General features: G+C 59.1%; 21 protein-coding genes and 1 pseudogene. 12 read left to right on the top strand and 10 right to left on the bottom strand.

Annotation, left to right across the window (positions count from 1 at the left end):
* Together QZ409_RS10765 and QZ409_RS10770 are read right to left on the bottom strand one after the other, a co-directional pair.
* Positions 1-185, bottom strand: a 185-nt coding sequence (locus QZ409_RS10765; protein ID WP_296710595.1) for a DUF736 family protein, incomplete at its 3' end; no start/stop codon positions are given.
* Positions 186-1167: 982 nt separating this feature from the next.
* Positions 1168-1530, bottom strand: a complete 363-nt coding sequence (locus QZ409_RS10770; RefSeq protein WP_296710598.1) for a hypothetical protein — start codon at positions 1528-1530, stop codon at positions 1168-1170.
* 167 nt (positions 1531-1697) lie between these two features.
* On the opposite strand from QZ409_RS10770, the gene QZ409_RS10775 reads away from it, so the two are divergent.
* From QZ409_RS10775 to QZ409_RS10790, 4 genes are all read left to right on the top strand, one after another.
* On the top strand, positions 1698-2282 hold the full coding sequence (locus QZ409_RS10775) for a type IV toxin-antitoxin system AbiEi family antitoxin domain-containing protein (RefSeq protein WP_296710600.1): 585 nt from the start codon (positions 1698-1700) through the stop codon (positions 2280-2282).
* Positions 2279-2872 (top strand): nucleotidyl transferase AbiEii/AbiGii toxin family protein, encoded by a 594-nt coding sequence (locus tag QZ409_RS10780; protein WP_296710603.1) that lies wholly within the window; start codon positions 2279-2281, stop codon positions 2870-2872. The genes QZ409_RS10775 and QZ409_RS10780 overlap by 4 nt, the downstream gene beginning before the upstream one ends.
* A 424-nt stretch (positions 2873-3296) precedes the next feature.
* Positions 3297-3659, top strand: coding sequence for an antitoxin Xre/MbcA/ParS toxin-binding domain-containing protein (locus tag QZ409_RS10785; protein WP_296710718.1), 363 nt, complete (start codon positions 3297-3299; stop codon positions 3657-3659).
* Positions 3656-4174 carry an RES domain-containing protein gene (locus tag QZ409_RS10790; protein WP_296710605.1) on the top strand — a complete coding sequence of 173 codons (519 nt, stop codon included), beginning with the start codon at positions 3656-3658 and terminating at the stop codon, positions 4172-4174. Before QZ409_RS10785 ends, QZ409_RS10790 begins: the two co-directional genes overlap by 4 nt.
* A 72-nt stretch (positions 4175-4246) precedes the next feature.
* Here QZ409_RS10790 and QZ409_RS10795 read toward each other — a convergent pair whose 3' ends face one another.
* Positions 4247-4597, bottom strand: a complete 351-nt coding sequence (locus tag QZ409_RS10795; protein ID WP_296710611.1) for a hypothetical protein — start codon at positions 4595-4597, stop codon at positions 4247-4249.
* Positions 4598-5318: 721 nt separating this feature from the next.
* Here QZ409_RS10795 and QZ409_RS10800 point away from each other — a divergent pair.
* Entirely contained in the window at positions 5319-5789 is a 471-nt protein-coding gene (locus QZ409_RS10800; RefSeq protein WP_296710614.1) for a tyrosine-type recombinase/integrase, read from the top strand.
* A 24-nt stretch (positions 5790-5813) separates the two neighbouring features.
* On the opposite strand, the gene QZ409_RS10805 is transcribed toward QZ409_RS10800, so the two are convergent.
* From QZ409_RS10805 to QZ409_RS10815, 3 genes are all read right to left on the bottom strand, one after another.
* Positions 5814-6032, bottom strand: coding sequence for a hypothetical protein (locus QZ409_RS10805; RefSeq protein WP_296710619.1), 219 nt, complete (start codon positions 6030-6032; stop codon positions 5814-5816).
* Positions 6033-6150: 118 nt separating this feature from the next.
* On the bottom strand, positions 6151-6435 hold the full coding sequence (locus QZ409_RS10810; RefSeq protein WP_296710721.1) for a type II toxin-antitoxin system RelE/ParE family toxin: 285 nt from the start codon (positions 6433-6435) through the stop codon (positions 6151-6153).
* A 56-nt stretch (positions 6436-6491) separates the two neighbouring features.
* Positions 6492-6782: a type II toxin-antitoxin system ParD family antitoxin gene (locus QZ409_RS10815; RefSeq protein ID WP_296710623.1), complete on the bottom strand. Its 291-nt coding sequence runs from the start codon at positions 6780-6782 to the stop codon at positions 6492-6494.
* Between the two features lie 546 nt (positions 6783-7328).
* On the opposite strand from QZ409_RS10815, the gene QZ409_RS10820 reads away from it, so the two are divergent.
* The 3 genes from QZ409_RS10820 to QZ409_RS10830 are packed head-to-tail and all read left to right on the top strand — an operon-like array spanning position 7329 to position 8592.
* Positions 7329-7766 carry a hypothetical protein gene (locus tag QZ409_RS10820; protein WP_296710624.1) on the top strand — a complete coding sequence of 146 codons (438 nt, stop codon included), beginning with the start codon at positions 7329-7331 and terminating at the stop codon, positions 7764-7766.
* Positions 7766-8275, top strand: a complete 510-nt coding sequence (locus QZ409_RS10825; protein WP_296710627.1) for a hypothetical protein — start codon at positions 7766-7768, stop codon at positions 8273-8275. The genes QZ409_RS10820 and QZ409_RS10825 overlap by 1 nt, the downstream gene beginning before the upstream one ends.
* Complete coding sequence (locus QZ409_RS10830; RefSeq protein ID WP_296710724.1) at positions 8212-8592, top strand: HipA domain-containing protein; 381 nt, start codon at positions 8212-8214, stop codon at positions 8590-8592. Before QZ409_RS10825 ends, QZ409_RS10830 begins: the two co-directional genes overlap by 64 nt.
* Before the next feature lie 165 nt (positions 8593-8757).
* On the opposite strand, the gene QZ409_RS10835 is transcribed toward QZ409_RS10830, so the two are convergent.
* From QZ409_RS10835 to QZ409_RS10845, 3 genes are read right to left on the bottom strand one after another with little or no spacing between them, the layout of a single operon-like run.
* Complete coding sequence (locus QZ409_RS10835) at positions 8758-9516, bottom strand: hypothetical protein (protein ID WP_296710630.1); 759 nt, start codon at positions 9514-9516, stop codon at positions 8758-8760.
* An 8-nt stretch (positions 9517-9524) separates the two neighbouring features.
* Entirely contained in the window at positions 9525-11747 is a 2223-nt protein-coding gene (locus QZ409_RS10840) for a thiamine biosynthesis protein ThiF (protein WP_296710632.1), read from the bottom strand.
* Positions 11748-11752: 5 nt separating this feature from the next.
* Positions 11753-12901, bottom strand: a complete 1149-nt coding sequence (locus tag QZ409_RS10845) for a metallohydrolase (RefSeq protein WP_296710634.1) — start codon at positions 12899-12901, stop codon at positions 11753-11755.
* Positions 12902-13049: 148 nt separating this feature from the next.
* Between QZ409_RS10845 and QZ409_RS10850 the strand changes: the two genes are divergently transcribed.
* The 3 genes from QZ409_RS10850 (at position 13050) to QZ409_RS10860 (ending at position 14878) form a co-directional block, all read left to right on the top strand.
* The gene (locus tag QZ409_RS10850) at positions 13050-13373 is read left to right on the top strand and encodes a helix-turn-helix transcriptional regulator (protein WP_296710637.1); all 324 of its coding nucleotides are present in this window, start codon (positions 13050-13052) and stop codon (positions 13371-13373) included.
* Positions 13366-14256, top strand: coding sequence for an ImmA/IrrE family metallo-endopeptidase (locus tag QZ409_RS10855; RefSeq protein ID WP_296710641.1), 891 nt, complete (start codon positions 13366-13368; stop codon positions 14254-14256). Before QZ409_RS10850 ends, QZ409_RS10855 begins: the two co-directional genes overlap by 8 nt.
* A gap of 436 nt (positions 14257-14692) precedes the next feature.
* Positions 14693-14878, top strand: a complete 186-nt coding sequence (locus tag QZ409_RS10860; RefSeq protein WP_296710643.1) for a hypothetical protein — start codon at positions 14693-14695, stop codon at positions 14876-14878.
* Between the two features lie 55 nt (positions 14879-14933).
* Here the strand turns inward: QZ409_RS10860 and QZ409_RS10865 are convergent, their stop codons facing one another.
* Positions 14934-15515 carry a hypothetical protein gene (locus QZ409_RS10865; protein WP_296710645.1) on the bottom strand — a complete coding sequence of 194 codons (582 nt, stop codon included), beginning with the start codon at positions 15513-15515 and terminating at the stop codon, positions 14934-14936.
* Between the two features lie 557 nt (positions 15516-16072).
* On the opposite strand from QZ409_RS10865, the pseudogene QZ409_RS10870 reads away from it, so the two are divergent.
* A pseudogene (locus QZ409_RS10870) lies at positions 16073-16408 on the top strand (IS630 family transposase); the annotation flags it as partial.
* Positions 16409-16472 lie beyond the last annotated feature (64 nt).

A 16472-nucleotide genomic window follows, 5' to 3' on the forward strand; every position in this document is an offset into this window, starting at 1 on the left:
GAGCGCTTGGACCAGGCGGCGCCGATCTCGACGCGGCCCACCATGACCCGGTGGCTGGGGGCGTTGTCGCCGGTGGCGCGGATGTCGGGGACGATGCGCACGCCCTTGGCCCGGACGCTGAGGGTGACGATTTCGCCGCTGAATTCGTTCGAGGCGGTCTTTTTGAAAGTGCCGATGGTCGCCATTTTAAGTCTCCGTTTTCTGTTCCGAGCCCGCACCGTTGCGGCCTCGATGGCGATTAACCGGCCGGAGGCGACCGACGCCGCACCCATTCGGGCCGAAGCGTCAGCGGAGGATGGCGGGGGAGCGACTTTCTTGCCTCGCGAGGAATGGGCGATCCGGGGTCCCCGCGCGGCATGGCCCGCGTGGGGTGGTCTCCCAGGGGAAGAAAGTCGTGACGCGCCATTGCGGCATAGGCGGTCGAGGCGAAGCCGGCCTTCGGCCAGATCGCGCAACAGAAGAGGCCGTTCCGGAGCGGTCGACGGACAGGAAAGACGGGAGAGGGCGGCGACCTTTGTGTATTTCACAGTGGCTATCCGCGGGCGTTCAAGCTGCGACGCCGAGCTCAGCGCGTGGCGAGAATCAGGCAGCTTTGCGACGGTAATTCCGTGCTCGATCACCGCGCCCCACAGAATGATCACATCGATTCCGGTATAGCGCCGATCCGTCGCGGCGTTCTTGGGCATTGCCCAGCGGCGCCATCCCGGCGGCTGTCCCCCAGGGCTGAACCCAGAGCTCGCTCTGTCCGCCAACTCGGCGACGATCTTGTCGGTGATTTCGGAATAGACGTGCGCTTTACCTCAGCACTAGCGGGCGGCGCGCGCTGGCTATAGAAGGTGGAGCTATTGTTTTCTGAGAGTTTCCTGTTTGAGCCAGTCTGAATTTGATGACGCGTCGACACCACGGCTTTGGTCCCTGCCCGGCAATGATCCGACGCCATTCAACCGCGAGGACGATCCGCCTGAGCGCGTCGCGCTGAGAATTCTCGTCGATGATGATTTAAAGGAATACGCCCCGCCCTGGTCATACGAATTCCGGGACGGCGACTTTTTCGCCATTGGATCCGGCCTGGCGCTTCACGAAAGTCTATCCGTTCGCGGCTGGGCGCTATGGCGCGAATAAGTCTGGCGACGCCATCTGGCACATTTGATCACCGCAGAGCCGACGTCAGTCTGTGACCGCAAAAAAAAGGCCGGGATTGCTCTCGCCGGAGAAGTCTTTGACGGCTTCATAGGACGCCGTGAGATTGCTATGAGAAACGCCGTGCTCCGACGCAAACCTCAGCACCAGCTCAGGCTTCAATTCCGTAAAAAAGCTAGCGAGATGCGCAGGCCAACCCGCAATCATCACCTTAGCGAGGCATTCCTCAAGAATAGCAGACGAAATATTCCGGCTGTACGGCGCGTTCACGGTCGCGAGCACGAGCTTATCCACCCAGGAGATTGCCCCGGGTACGATAGGCGATTCAGAGTGGGCGGCCAACGTAACCATGATGAATATATAAGCCTTAACGCAGAAATAGTCGAGCAATGCCAGAAACCGTCCCTTCCGAACCGTTTCCGGTGCGTTGGTCGTCGTGCGCCACTGGCATGACATATCCCGACATGCACTTTTGTTTCTAATCCTCGGACATTGCATATTAAGACATAGAGTTTATAACAGTGCGCATGCCTGCCCAAACTCATAGAGAACGAGCCTTGGAAGTCGCACGCCGACAAGGAATCGCGCGAGGCCGCGACTTTGACGCCGTTGGGGTGCCGCGCGTCTATCTGCAGAGGCTCCGCGATGAAGGCGTTCTCGAGCAGGTCGGCCGCGGCCTCTACAAGCTGGCGGGGGCGGAAATTTCAAGCAACGCCAGCCTCGCGGAAGCCACGCGCATCCAGCCGAAAGGGAACATCGGCCTGCTCTCGGCGCTGCAATTCCATAACCTCACGACCCAGACGCCCCACGCGATCTGGATGCTGCTCGGGCCGAAGGACTGGGCGCCGACGAATCCCTCGGTATCGTTGAAAATCATTCGCTCCAGCGGCGAGGCGCTGACCGCCGGCGTCGAGATCCATCAGATCGATGGCGTGGCCGTGCCAATCACCTCGCCAGCCAAAACCGTGGCCGATTGCTTTAAATATCGCAACAAGGTCGGTCTCGACGTCGCGATCGAGGCGCTTCGAGACCTTCTCAGGACGCAAAAAGGGCGGACTGAACTGAGTGAGCTTTGGCGATATGCAGCCATTGATCGGGTCCAGACCGTCATGCGTCCCTATATCGAGGCCATGACTTCATGAAAGCGCCAAAGAACATGGGCGTCTCCATACGCGAGCGCCTGACCCAACGCGCTCGCGAGCGCCGGGAGAATGCTCAGCTCCTGATGACGCGATACGCCATCGAGCGTGTGCTTTACCGCCTAAGCGTTTCACCGCATCGGGATCGCTTCGTCCTCAAGGGCGCGATGCTGTTTAGCTTCTGGGCGCAAGTGCCGTATCGCGCGACTGGCGATCTTGATCTCCTCGGTTTTGGCGAAAGCGGTCCCGAAGCTATGGCCGCCGTATTTGCCGATATCCTCGCCACGTCTGTCGATGACGATGGCCTGATCTTTCGACCGGACACCTTGCGCGTAGCGGCGGCGCGAGAGGAAGATCAATATTCCGGCGTACGGCTTGATTTTGTTGCCGAACTCGCTGGCGCGCGCCTGCCCATGCATGTCGACGTCGGCTACGGCGACGCTATTACGCCGGGCCCGGTCGATATTGAATATCCATCACTTATGGGGCAGCCAGCGGCGACGCTCAAAGCCTATCCGCCCGAGTCGTTCGAAGCGAGCTGGGCTGCCGGCGGAACATGGACGGGGTTGGGCGAAATTGCAATTTCCATATGATAATAACCCTTTTTTCAGCTTAAGCCGTGGTTGGTCTCTGCACCCCCCCTCAAATGAAGCAATTTGAACTCAGTTTCCCGAGTTCGGCGGCGAGCGAATCGTCGCGATCCAAAAAAGGGTCGTCGAAAGCCCGTCTCCTTCCGCCTCGGCGCTGTTCTTCGGCTTCTCCGCTTCCTCTTCGCCGGCGGCGCCTGCCCGCTTTGCCGCGTCAGATCGGGGCGCGAGGGGTCCACCCGAGATGTGCGGGTTGCCGATTTTGGTGGCGACCTTGAAAGACAGCGCTAAAAGGCACATATTTTGCCGGTATATTCAGGCAAAGGATCGGACATTGGCTCAGACGCGTAAAGGCAGGATCCAGACTTCAGCGGGCAGCAGCGCTGCGGTTAAGCGCGCGTCTTCGAGCGGTCAATTCGTGAGAACTGAAATGGGAGCGCCACTGATGGCCGGGTTTATCGATGAGGGCGGTCATGTCGCCGTACAACGGATTGCCGAGAGTTTCGGCATGTCCAAGGGTCAACTCGCCGAAACGGTTGGCCTGGGGCGCGAGACCTTCCACAAATCTGCTCGCACAAATGCGGTTAAAACCCAAAGTCGCGTTCGGGAGATGCTGGAGATCGTGAGCCGGATTTCCACCTGGGCCGGCGGCCAAAATCAAGCGATGGCGTGGTATCGCGCGCAGCCCATCGCCGCATTCGGCGGCCGGACCGCGGAGGCTTTGGTCAAGTCTGGCCAAGCGGCGGCCGTCCGCGACTATCTCGACCATCTCGCGATGGGCGGATTTGCGTGAGGTTTGAACAAATGTGCTTTCGCGCACACGATCCGCAGTGGGCGTTCAAGCCCCTCTCGGGCGACGGAGCAGCAATCCGGGGAGCCCGCTTTAACCCAAGAGGCATGCCTGCTCTTTACCTCGGCCTGGACATCATGACCGCTGTGAAAGAGGCCAATCAGGGTTTCGCTCACAAGATCGACCCATGCATCTTGTGCTCCTACGAGGTCGCCTGTGACGACATCGCCGATCTGAGGACTGTTGAGTCCCGCGCCGAACATTCCGTTCAGATGGAAGATTTGGTATGCGGCTGGTTCGCTTTTCTGGCGGCCGGCACAGAACCGCCGACGTGGGAAATTGTCCGCCGGCTACATAGTGAGGGCAAGGCTGGCATTCTTGTCCCAAGCTTTGGCCCTGGCGCCACCCCGGAGGACCATAATCTTGTGCTCTGGCGGTGGGATGAAAATCCACCGCACCAAGTTCGCGTATTCGACCCCAGCGGACGGTTGCCGAAAGATCAGCTTTCGTGGCGCTAGGGAAGCGCTGCGTGCGTCAATCATGGGAACCTCGCATAGGCCGCCTTTGAGGAGGCCTATGCGAAATGGCGGTTAGGAACATTTATCCTGCGGCGTCGGCAGAGCCGTAGATTCTGATTTTGCGAAATTCTGGTCAAAGTGAGACAGGAAGGTCTCTGTCAAATGCCCATGGTAGTATGCATAAACAAGACCTGTTACGGCTATATTTTGTGGCTTGATAATATTAAATGTAAGCCTATCATTGAATAAGTTCGGTTTAACCCAAGCAAGCTTGTTCCACTCTTTTGCCTTATGGGTGTAATAGACACCGTCGGTGCTTTTCTCCCACGTAGTTATCTTTCCTTCCAATTTTTGTTGATCAATTCTATCTTTGAACATCTTTAATAAACTAGATGCATCAAGCGAAAAAAAGCTAATAGCCATTGCTGCCTCCAAATTGTCCTCCATAGATATGAGGCAGCTGTAGCCTTGCAATAGGTGGCATCGGCAAAATTACGCATGTGCAGAAATCATGTGCAAAAGGCCGTCAGGTATTGCCGCTACGGCTGGGCCGATCGCGGCGGCCGAGGCCAGCAGACACGCAAGAGCGGTGAGCCCTAAGCCTCCCTAACCGCGCAGACGAATTGCTTTGCCGAGCTGAAAATCGAAATCTGGTTGCGCAGTCATGGGCTATTCCTCGATTCAAGTTCCGGCGATTTCGCCCCCCTTTGGTGGCGTTAAGCGCGCTGTCCACAAAATTATTCTTGGAGCGTCGGCGGATTCCTAGCGAATAAGCGGAGAGGCATCGGTTCGGAGCGCGCCGAATCGTCGGCAGCAAAGTGCGCGGTCGTGAGATAGAGAACGCCAAGAAACCCTAGGCGTGCGACCGTTGTTTGGATATAGATCGCCTAGGGTCAAAAGGTCGCTGATTCGCGTGTTTTCCGCGTTCACCCGCCCTGCAACGCATTGGCAAAAGGCCAGCTCTCATTTTTCGAATTTCCTGAATTCCCGCAGCCTTTGGCCGAAGGGAATAAGCGGCCTTGACCGCTTTGCCAGCCCGCCGGATTCGTCGGGCTTTTCGTGCTCCCATCCTTGGAACATCAGGCATGTCCGATTTCCTGGCGTGGGTGTCGTTGGTTCTTCAAGTCTACAGCATGTGGCCGTTATGGCCGGCTGGACGCCGCAAGGTCCGGCGCAGCGAAGGCTGCGTCGAGATCAATCTCGGGGGCTCTGGGTGCGCTTGCACGAAAAAGGCGGCAAGCAGCACGCCATGCCGTGTCATCACAATTTAGAGGCCTATTTGCACGAATATATCGACGGCGCAGGCTTGGCGAAGGAGCCGAAGGCGCTTCTGTTTCAGACCTACAGCCGCGCGACCGGCCGGCTGACGAGCAATCCCCTGCCCCAGGCCAACGCCTATGCGATGATCCGGCGCCGCACCAAGGCCATAGGGATCATGACGCGCGTCGGCAACCACACCTTTCGCGCCACGGGCATCACCGCTTATTTGAAAAACGGCGGCACGCTTGAACGCGCCGCGCAGATGGCGAACCATGCCAGCACTCGCACGACGCAGCTTTATGATCGCCGCTCCGAGGAAGTGACGCTCAATGAGGTCGAGCGGGTGATGATTTGAGGCCGTCAGGCCGTCCCTGCCTTCTTAGACCGCGCGCCAGTGGTCGGGCCTTTTCTTATCATTCAAATGGCGAACCCGCGCGACATGCGGGCTGTGACCATTTCTCTTGGCCCAATCAATCGCTTCTTTTTGTGTGCTGAAAGTGCCCATCGCATGATCAGCATGATCTTCAACGACATAATCGACAATGGGGCTTCCTTCTTGCCGGCCTTTGGGACGAGCTTCAACATAGACAACAGCCATTGGAATTTCCTTGAAATGAGGGAAGGTGAAACGCAACTCGCGGAGAGATTGGGGCATTCTTTATGCTTTTCAAGGGGGATCTGTCGCGACTGATCGTCATCGCGCGCCGAGCGCGGATTTACTCGATTTCCGGCGGAATATGACGCGCGAGGTCCATGGCCTCGTGCAGAATGCGCGCAACTTCGATCACGCTGCCATCAGCCGCACGATACATGATGAAATGCCGTCCGCAACGGCCTTGGCGCGCGACATGAAGGGTGCGCAATCCCTCTTGGATTTCATCTCGCGCGGCGCTGCCAGGCACGTCGGGCCCATTTGCGGGCATGGAGAGCGCTTCGAGCAGCGTGCTTCGATAAATTTCAGCCTGTCGTTGGCCGAAATTGTCTTTGGTGTGTTTCAGGATGTGAGCGAAATCTTATTCGGCTTCGGCGCCAAGACGAATCCGCCAATGCGTTTGGGTCACTTGTCTTCCGGACCAGCAAGGACGGTGTCAGCCAGTTTGTTGAAATGCTCCACCAACGCGGAGCCGTTTGCAAATTCCTTGAACTCGCCGCGTTCCAAAGCTGCGGCGCCAATCCGCGCCGCAGAGCGAAGCCCCTCAAGCTTGGCAGCCTCTTCTGCTTCCCGATTTTCTATGAGACGAAGACCTTCGCGCATCACTTCGCTGGCGTTTTGGTAGCGCCCACTCTGCACCAGCGTTTCGGTCAGAGCCTCCTGGCGGTCGGTAAGGACGACATTGCGTGTCGGCATCGCATGCCTCCATGAAAGCTCATATGAGACGCTATTGCATAATATGCCAATAGCGCCTTTCCGGCAAAACATCGAATTATAACGCCTTCATTGCATCGACCAGCTGGGCCTGGCTCCGCTGGCGGTTTCTAGGATCTCCATGACGCCAAGGTGCCAGACAGGCGGAGCCTCGGCGGACTCGTCCCCCAAAACGAACGTAACGGGGAGAATTGGATTTTAGGCGCGGCCTCTGGTAGCCAGACGACCTCGAAACGCCTGAAATCGCCCTTGCTATAGTTCAAGCCACAACGTCGCGCCCCCGCCCGCGACGCCTGTGCTTGCCGGTGCCCCCGCCCGTGCGGCGCGCCGACGGACTCCGCCGCGGATTCCGCGCGAAAACGCATGGAAACCGGCGGAATCGCGTGGAATTCGTCGAAAGCCTCGCCGCGGGCGTAGCGCGGGGCGCCGGGTATCCGCTAAGGTTAACTTGCAATGGCCCGCTGTTTCGCGCGGGCCGCCACGCGGGGAGAAGCCCGGATGCCGTCGACGACAGAAAACCGCCCGTACTTGACGAGGTACGCCGTGCCGCGCGAGCCGTCGCCGGGCTTGGCCGGACGCTATTGCTCGGAGAGCGACCTCTGGGTCGTCGATACGCAGGAGGGAGCGGTTCCGGCAGCGCTGCATCGCGGGACCGAGATGGCGACCGAGACGCGCGGCGGCGGCGAGGCGTCCGACAGGAGCCTCGTCGGCGAGATCGATTGCGGGACCGACACCGCGGTCGCCGGGGAACAAAGCGACATGACCGGCGCCGCCATGATCGCCATGCTGGCCACGATCACCGAGGTCCACGGCGAGACGAGCGCCGACAGGACCGGCGAACCCGCGATCGCCGCCATGGCGACCGAGACCGCCGTCGGCGGCGAGCAGTCCGACCGGCGGCGGTGCGCGGCGTGGCTCGCGATGGAAACAGTCACCAAGGTCGACGCGGAGCAGACGGACCGCTGATGACGATCCTGCTGGTCAGCAACACGCGCGACCTGACGACGGACTTGGTCGTGCACGAGCTTGCCACCCTGGGCGCGCCGTTCGTGCGGCTCAACTGCGACGCGCTAGACGCCGCCCGCCCGACGCTCTCCTTCGGCTGCGGCGAGCCGGCGCTCTCGTTCCTGCACAAGGGCGAGGCCGTGGACGCGAGGTCGATCAAGGCGGCCTATCTGCGGCGCCCGCATCTCGACGGCATGATCGACACGCGCGAACGCGACGCCGCCCACCGTTTCGGCGAATGGCGCGCCCTGCTCGAAGCGCTCTATTCCGAGCTTGAGGGGCGCTGGCTCAACGAGCCGCACCTGATCGAGCGGGCGGAGGACAAGGCGCGCCAGCTCCGGGTCGCGGCGGCGCTCGGATTCAGGACGCCGCGCACGCTGGTCTCCAACGACCCGGCAAGGATATCCTGTGCGGCAACACAGATGATCACGCCCGCAACCATGCCGCCTTTTGGGACGGGCAAAACCTAACCCTCACGCCTGCCTACGACATCTGCCCCCAAGCGCGCTCCGGCAACGAAGCGACTCAAGCCATGCTTATCATCGGCGACAACCGTCTCAGCCAGATTTCAGTTTGCCTTGAGGCAGCGGCCAATTTCCAGCTTTCCCATGCAGCGGCTATCGCCATGGTCGCTCATCAAGTGAAAGTTATTTTGGATCATTGGCCGCAAGTTTGCGACACGGCAGCGCTGAACGAGGTTGAGCGCCTCCTTCTTTGGCGCGGGCAAATTCTAAATCCTTTTGCGTTCGAGGGAGCCCCAACGGAGCTGCGCGCGCTCGTTGCCTGACTTTTGCAGTTTTGCAACCTGCTACGCGCGTGCAAATCCGCAGCATCATTATCTGGAATTCATCGAATATGGCTTGGAAGAGAACTCCGCAACAATGGGGGCCAAATTCGGCTCTGGCGCACAGCTTGGGCGCATTTGCCGATCATGTGGAGGAGGCAAAACGGGTCACACAATGACGCTTTCGTCGACGGCCTTCTTTTTCCGAACTCGAGGCGCGCTTGCCTTCTGCGTGTTCAGTTGATCGATCGCCTCGATGAGCCGTTTTGCATAATCCAAGGCCACGTTGCTCACGCTTTTCGACGTCGCGAATGACAGGAGAAACGCCAGAACGAAGGCGGATTCTAATCCGGCGACGCCGGACGATCTCCCGAAATAAAGAGCAATGAGGTCACCGACGCAGACTGTTGAGGCGATCGTAACGCCCAACGCCTTGCAGCCGAGAAGATTCCTTCGAAAGCCGTAGTTTATGTTTTCGGAGAAGATGAGAGGGAATTTTTTCGTGTCCCTCGTCTTGGTGCGAAGCCAGACGGCGGCGCTCGAATAGATTTTATCTGCCGCTACTGGATCGGCTGCTTCCTCGTCTGACGTCGGCATCCGCTCGACCGCGCCAAGTTTAACCAGGCGCCTATGGTAACGCATTTTGGTCAAAAGATCGAAAGTCTGGTCACTATGCCGCAGGATGGAAGTCGAAGGCCAAGCGCCCCAATCACCCAAGAGGCGCGCTTCTTCGCGCTTACCCAATTCGCGCGCCGCTTGCGACAAGGCGAAGGAAACAGCCACCGCCACCGCCGTCGTCACGGAAAGCTTGGCCAGTCCGTCAACGTCGAATGGAAACCAAGTATGTATCACCAGCGGGATCGGAGAACCGACGATGGCGGCGGGAAATACGCGCGCCGTCATCGTGTATTGATCGATTTTCAACATTTACGCTCCTAGGATTTAAAGATAACTTCCGCGGTCAGATATCTGTACCCGCCGGGTGTTTGGATTAGCAGCAGCACGGGAAAGAACTGTCGAACGGCAAGGAGCGCAGCAGTCCTCATATCGATCGACGACGGGCCAGAGCTGACCAGATGGTTGTGCCATGTGCCAAGGGCGTAAAGAGCGCCGCCCGTTTCGGAATGGAGCGCCTCTAAGGCCTCTTTGAGGCCAACGATCCCGAGCCTGAATTCGTTGGTAGTGAAGACGCTATCGGGCGGAGCAGGAAGCAGATCGACGACGTGGAAGGCGTTTGTGACCTCCGACCATCGGCCGATCAGGACGCCGCCCGTTTCAACTCCTGGCTTCGACGCTACTTCCGCTTCTATCCTCGCCTGGACGCCGACACTGATGCGGACGGAGCTTGATTGGTCTGCCTGCTTCAATATCGTAAACGGTCGAACCGCCTGCGTAAGCCATCGTTGACCTAATCCGTCAGCCGGAGTCACGCCCACGAGAATTTCCCCGCGCTCCTCAGGCAAGCTCGACTCACGCCATTTGCTGATTTGCTCTGCCATTGGAGCAGTAAGCGCTGACAATCTCGCATCCGACATCGGAAACGTCAGTGATGAGCAGCCTTCGCCAATCGGCACTTCTATCGGAGCGGATTGGAAAACGACGTCACGGAACTCGGGGTCGCTCCTGAATAGGCGATAGGCCTCCGTCACAAGGTCTACACTTGATGGATTTTCCACGGGACCTTCGGCTGCCAAATACGCGATCCTGCCGCCTCCCATTAGACACGCTTCGACGGCCCTGGGTTTGCCGACGTCAGGACTGCTCAATACCTCGCGGATCGTCAGGGAGCCGGTTGCGTTGACGAGCAAGGTGGAATCATCTGCAAATTTCGGCGCACCGCCTCCGATAATGAGGCGCGACGCGTCCGCCACTTCCGCCGTGACCTCGCTGCCAAACGAATTCAGGGCCTCCTGAAGCCGATCGGCCTTTGACATCAGCAGGGCGCCGTCGAACACCGACGTGGGGAGCAGCCCGTGCCGAGCGAAGTTGTGGGGAGACATAGCGGCCCTGTCGATGACGCGCATTGGCGCATCCCCCGCGCGAGTCAGGTGGACGGCGATTTTGGAACCCACACTACCACAACCGAGAAGCGACCAGCCGCCGGAACACCGTCGAGAAGCCGAGGCGAATCTGAGCAAATCTGGCGAAATCGGACTTCGATGAGACGCCAATCTAACGGGTTTCGCACTTGAACGGCTCAAGTCGTTTTCCGTACCGTCGATCTCGAAAACGTAGGGAATTACCTCCAATGGCGAATCGACACCGATCACGTTGCAGGGGCGTCGAGCGATGATGATGACCGCAATAGGAATGGGAAATCTGAACCGTATGCCGACGATCCGCAATGATAGCAGATGAAGTTTCGAGAACAGCATTTCGGCGCAACCAAGTTCCTGCGCCCGCGCGAACAGCGTTTTGAAATCCGAGACCGACTCCGGCGAATAGCGACCGGCGACAAACGGCGCTCCGGTCGGCTGTTTGCCCGACCAGGCGACGAACGCCAATCCCGTATTGCCGATCGTGAGCTGATGCGCGATCTCTGCTTTTATGACCGCCTTCTCGTCGCCGACTGCAATGCAGTGCAGTCGGATGTCGCGACGCTTCTCTGTCGCCCGTCTGCTTGCGAGTGCTGTGCAACCCGACTCCCGCGAGACCAGCCCTCTGAGTTTCACCGCGTCGGCTACAACAAGGTCGTCGATCCCGTCCCTGCGCACAGGCTCCCACCCTTGCTGTGGATCGATGAGTTGAACAAGGGCAGCCTTCTCCAGCCAGACGGCAAGTTGATCGATCAACGCAGAGATGCCTCTGCTGCGCAGCAATTCCGTAGGGGAGCCAGCGACGAGGCACGGTTCAGCCTTCCCATCCGTTCTCGGCTGAAGATGTGGGTGCGAGCGATCAAAATCGGATCGCAGATAGAAACGGGGCGCCTCAATGGGAAACCGCCCTCCGAAGACGACGGTGACGGGCTCGGCGGATCGAACACCGCTGGGGCTTTCACCGGCTGCAAGCCATCGACTTGGAAGTGCGGTCTCCATATCAATCTCTGCCGTCGTCTCTGCCGGCGAGATCGTAATAATGCGGACGTTGGTCACGCGCGGGTCGGCTTCGATCTGCCTAAGCGCGCGAGCGACTGGAATGGGCGGTTGCATTCCGCTCATATGCGTCAGCCGTGGGACAGCGGCGTTGCACCGACGCCGGAAACATAAGGTGCGGCAACTGCCGCCGCGGCAGCTTTCGCAAGCGGCTTCACTCCGCCCGCAGTCACTTCCAATTCGTAGGGCGCATCACCGGAGCCATCGGCGATGCAGTAGAATTTGCCCTTTACGGCATTGAGGATCGCCTTGTATTCACGCTTGGCCCTGATGCACGGCGGATCGTTTTCGTCGTCAACCACGGGTTTGCTGCTAGCAAGGACACATGCGCCTGACTTCGCCTGACCGAGGGCTTTACGGGCGTCCTCCGATACCTTGCCGTCTTCACCTTTCTTTGACCAACTGTCCCACGACAGGCTATGCCAAGAGCAATGATGCGGCGCGATCAATACGTCGTATTCAAGAACGGACTTGCGGACACTATTGCGCTTCCAAACGCGCTCCCAAATCGCGACTTCTGCATCGCCGCCAATGAGGTAATTCGCTCCAACTTGGCCGCCGATTTTCATTGTGACATTCAGGATCGTCGACGAATCGTTCTTCGTCAGGAGGTCCTCTTCCTCGTCATCGCCAGCGGGTAAGGGACCCAACAATCGCGCGGCGAAGGTCGAGTCTGTGATGCCGGTGACCTGGGAGAAGTCCGTATCCAACCTGACGAGAATGGCGCCCAAATCGTCCGTCTTACCGTCAACGTCCTCGCCGAGGATTTTGATGCGGTCGCCATCTTCTGACGTCCAGATCTCCCGATAGCGGGCGACCCGACGACGCGCCTCGGTGTTCCAAGCCTTGGCGTCATCACAGAGGGTGTGGTTCTTGGACGCACGTCGGAACACGATCGGCGACGACCACATCTCGCGGATGACGATCTTGTCGGCGGATTTGGACCAATCGCTCAGCTTTCCGAGGTGGAAATGCTTCTTGAGTCCACGGCAATGATCCGCGTCGGGATGGGAAAGCAGAAAGGCATCCACGTAAGGGCGGCCTTGCGAATCGCGCGTCAAGCGCGCCCGCAGCTGTTTGGCCACATCTGGCGTCTCGTCATCCGCGTCGTCCGCCGCCGTACGGATGTTGACGTCCACAAGGACGCGCCGCCCACTCTCGAACTCGATGAGCATCATGTCGCCGTTGTCTACGCGGAAGTGGGTCGTCTTCGCCGTCATACAGTCCTCCTGGAACCCGGACGCGACATTCGCGTTTACGAGTTAATAAGTGCGCCTACTCCGAACATGGGAAACGAGCTTTCTCTTGTCAAGGTCTTTTTGTATCGCTACTCTGAACAAAAATGGCGAGCCTCTGATTGGAGGAGAGATGAGCAGTTCATTTGGACAGAAAATTCGAGATCTCAGGAAGGCCAAGGGGCTCACTTTGGACCAACTCGCCACGCTGACTGGGTCGAGCAAGAGCTACATTTGGGAGTTGGAAAATAAAAACCCCCCACGGCCATCCGCTGAAAAGATCGTCAAGATCGCCGAAGTGCTTGGCACGACCAGCGATTATCTCATGGACGCGAGCGGAGCTGAAAATAAGGAGTCAGCAGACGACCTTGCGTTCTTCAGGAAATATCGGACATTGGACGACAGCAAAAAGGACACGATCCGCCAAATGTTGGACATCATCAAAAATAATGGCTGACGAAAAAAAATTCGGCGCCCTTCGGTGGGCCATAGAGATGACCCAGTTTTGGAAGGCTGCGGCGCCGGGTTCTCGGTTCCCCGTGAATGTGGAATTGATCGCGGAGACGGTATCAGCGAGCCGTTTCCCAAGCGACCGGATCAAAGCGATCAAGGGTGGCGCCATTCCTGATTTCGATGGCGCGCTCTATCCCATCGACGATCCGCGGAACGGCTGGGCGATCATATATAATAAGACCGACGTCAGCCTTGAGCGCCAGCGCTTTACGATCGCCCACGAATTTGGGCATTACCTCGCGCATCGTCACCTACTTCCCAACGGCGTAGAGTGCGACGAAAAGGTCGTCACCCAGCGATCCGGCAAGGGAATCGAAAAAGAAGCCGACGAATTCGCGGCATCGCTGCTCATGCCGTTCGACGATTTCAAAGCGCGCATTCCCGCCGACGCGAAGCCATCCCTCGACGACCTTGGCGCAGCCGCCGAACATTATGGGGTGTCGCTGACAGCGACCGCGTTACGGTGGCTGGAGTATACGGAACGGAGAGCGGTTTTTATGGTGTCGCGGGACGGCGGCGCCCGATGGGCGAAGTCGAGCGAGCCGGCATTTAAATCTGGACGATTCTTCAGGACCGTTCGCGAGACCTATATGCTGCCCGAGGCTTCCTGTGCCGTAAACGGCAATTTCGACGACATGGGGCGCGCGTCGGCCACGCATCCGCCCGGCGTATGGTTTCCTGAGGAAACCGAGGAATTCTGCATCTGCTCGAAAAAGCACGACCTGACGCTGACGATATTGCACCTTCCGAAGTCCTTCCGATGGCTCGGCCCAGCAGAGCCGGTCGAGCCGGACACGTTCGACAGGTTCATGTCCGGCGGGCGATAGCGTTTGTCGCGAAAGTTCCGGCCGCGCCGGAAGCGCGCAGCTGCTGGTCGTTTGCAATATGGGGGCATTTCCAGCCGAAAATCGCAGTACAATGCTTCCGCGCCGATGGAGCTGTGGTTCAAGTCTGGCAGAGTTTGCAATTGGGCACGTCCAACGTCAATGCGAGGACGCCTTGCGGGCATTGCTGCTAACAATCACGACGACAAACCAGCGGTGCGCCCGCGAAGCCGCCAGTTGTAAGTGCGCGACCCGTCAGCCTCATCGGCCGCGCTAGGCGCGGCCGCGCCGTCGCCGCGCAAAGGAATATTACCGTGCGATGGAGCGGCACCATGCCCCCCATTCCCGGGCACGCCCAAAATGGCGGACAGGATCGCCGAGGCTCTGCCAGGCGGCGCTGCATGCCTTCGCTGCCGAAAACCAGGCGCGGATGGAAGCCATGGCCGCCGCGCGCGGCCAGATAGAAGACATACTCGCAAGCTTGCTCGCCACGGAGCGCCAAATGAGGCAGGAGGAGATCATGGACGAAATCGTCGAATTGGCGGCCGGCGAAAACGCCGCGCGGTCGCTCCGCAAATCCCGGACGCACTCAGCAGAGCCGACACGCGGATCGTTTGGATCGTGACGTCCTTGGATGCGCGCGGCGGCGAATCGCATAACCAAGGAACGCGCTGTAATCCTCAAATCCTGTTGTTGAACAAATTGCCTCGTTCGTCGGAACAGGCGGCTCTAAGCCGCGCCAGCGACTCGGGCGAGTCGATATCTCGGCTTGTTATTATGGTCTTGGCCTTGTCCGCATCATTCAGGTCGGCATTGATCTGATCGTCAATTGCCCGCCTCAATTTCCGATCGGCGTCAGCAGCCGATTCGAAATTGGCCGACGCTTCGCGCAGGCGCGTCTTTACGTTCGCGGCGATGGTGGATTCCATGCCTGCCAATACCTGTTCCTGAATTCGCGCGTGCGCCTCAACGTGTTCGATGGCCGCCTTCTGCAAGCAAGCCTTTTCGCGGAGCTCCCGCGCGACATGGATCGTTCTCCTGCCGACCGCGATCCGGACTCGCACCGAATTTGCCCCTGCGCAGAAGACGTTCGACGCCATCCGGCTTACATGCATATCGATATCCGCCGTGAACAGAGTGGCCGACGTATACACCGCCATCAATGGCGCGTGCGCCTCCTTGCCGGCCTCGCGCGCAATCCGATCGAGTTCGTCCAGGCTCGTGTCGAAAACGGTCTCAACTGGCGCATGCTGGATATCCACGGCGACTGCGGCGTCGTCATGCGCGTTGCACTGTGCCATGACTGGTCCAGCGAAAACCAGAGCCAGGAGGAGCGTGGCTGCGGAGAGCCGCGGACGCGATTCCGAGGTCCAGCAACCGCGAGGCCAAAGCGTGAGGCGTGAATTCATGATGTGCTCATTCCCTATCGCCGTCCCGCGGATTGAACGAAGCCGACTTCGTCGGCAATGCGACGTCAAGATTGCAGATAACTTGGCGCGTGTCATGGACTGTCCGCCATCCGTCGAGACGAATGATAGCGGCATTGACGCCCGCCGTCCTCGGGGCATCGATCCATGGCGAAGGACGCCACGCGCCATGGGACATTGTTGGTTCGGTATATTCCGTCGAATGCCAAGACAAACACACAGCTCGTGCGACCCGCAATGCGAAATTAACCGGCTGTAATCGTTGAGAGATGAATTTAGGCTTTTTCCATAACGCCAGTTGCAGCATTGGTCCCGGGTTCAGTACTTCCCCCCGATTCAGTGTCGGGCGCCCAAAGGCCGAATGACTGATGGCGCGGATGCGCGATTATCCGTTCACACTGCGCGGGCTGGTGAAGGAGCTCGCTGAGCGCGGGGTGCGCGTCGATTACCGCGCGGTCTGGACCTTAGCCCATGACGAGGGGGCTGAGCTTCAAAAAAACCGTATTCGCCAGCGAGCAAGCGCGCGCTGACGTCGCCCGTCGCCGGCTCCGTTGGAAAGCCCGGCAGGGCCGCGTCGATCCAACGCGGCTGGTGTTCATCGACGAGAGCTGCGACTGCATTGACGCGCCCTTCGTCCTCGACGGGCCGATCAACGGCGCCGCCTTCCATCGCTACGTCCTCGAGATATCGTGGTGCTCGGCAATCTCGGCAACCACAAGAGAAAGGCCTGGTGAGACCAGCCATCCGCCGCTCGACCCAGGACGTCAGTTCCAACCGTCCGTAAAGTCGAGT

It is taken from the genome of Rhodoblastus sp. (assembly GCF_019449565.1).
Taxonomy (GTDB): Bacteria; Pseudomonadota; Alphaproteobacteria; order Rhizobiales; family Beijerinckiaceae; genus Rhodoblastus.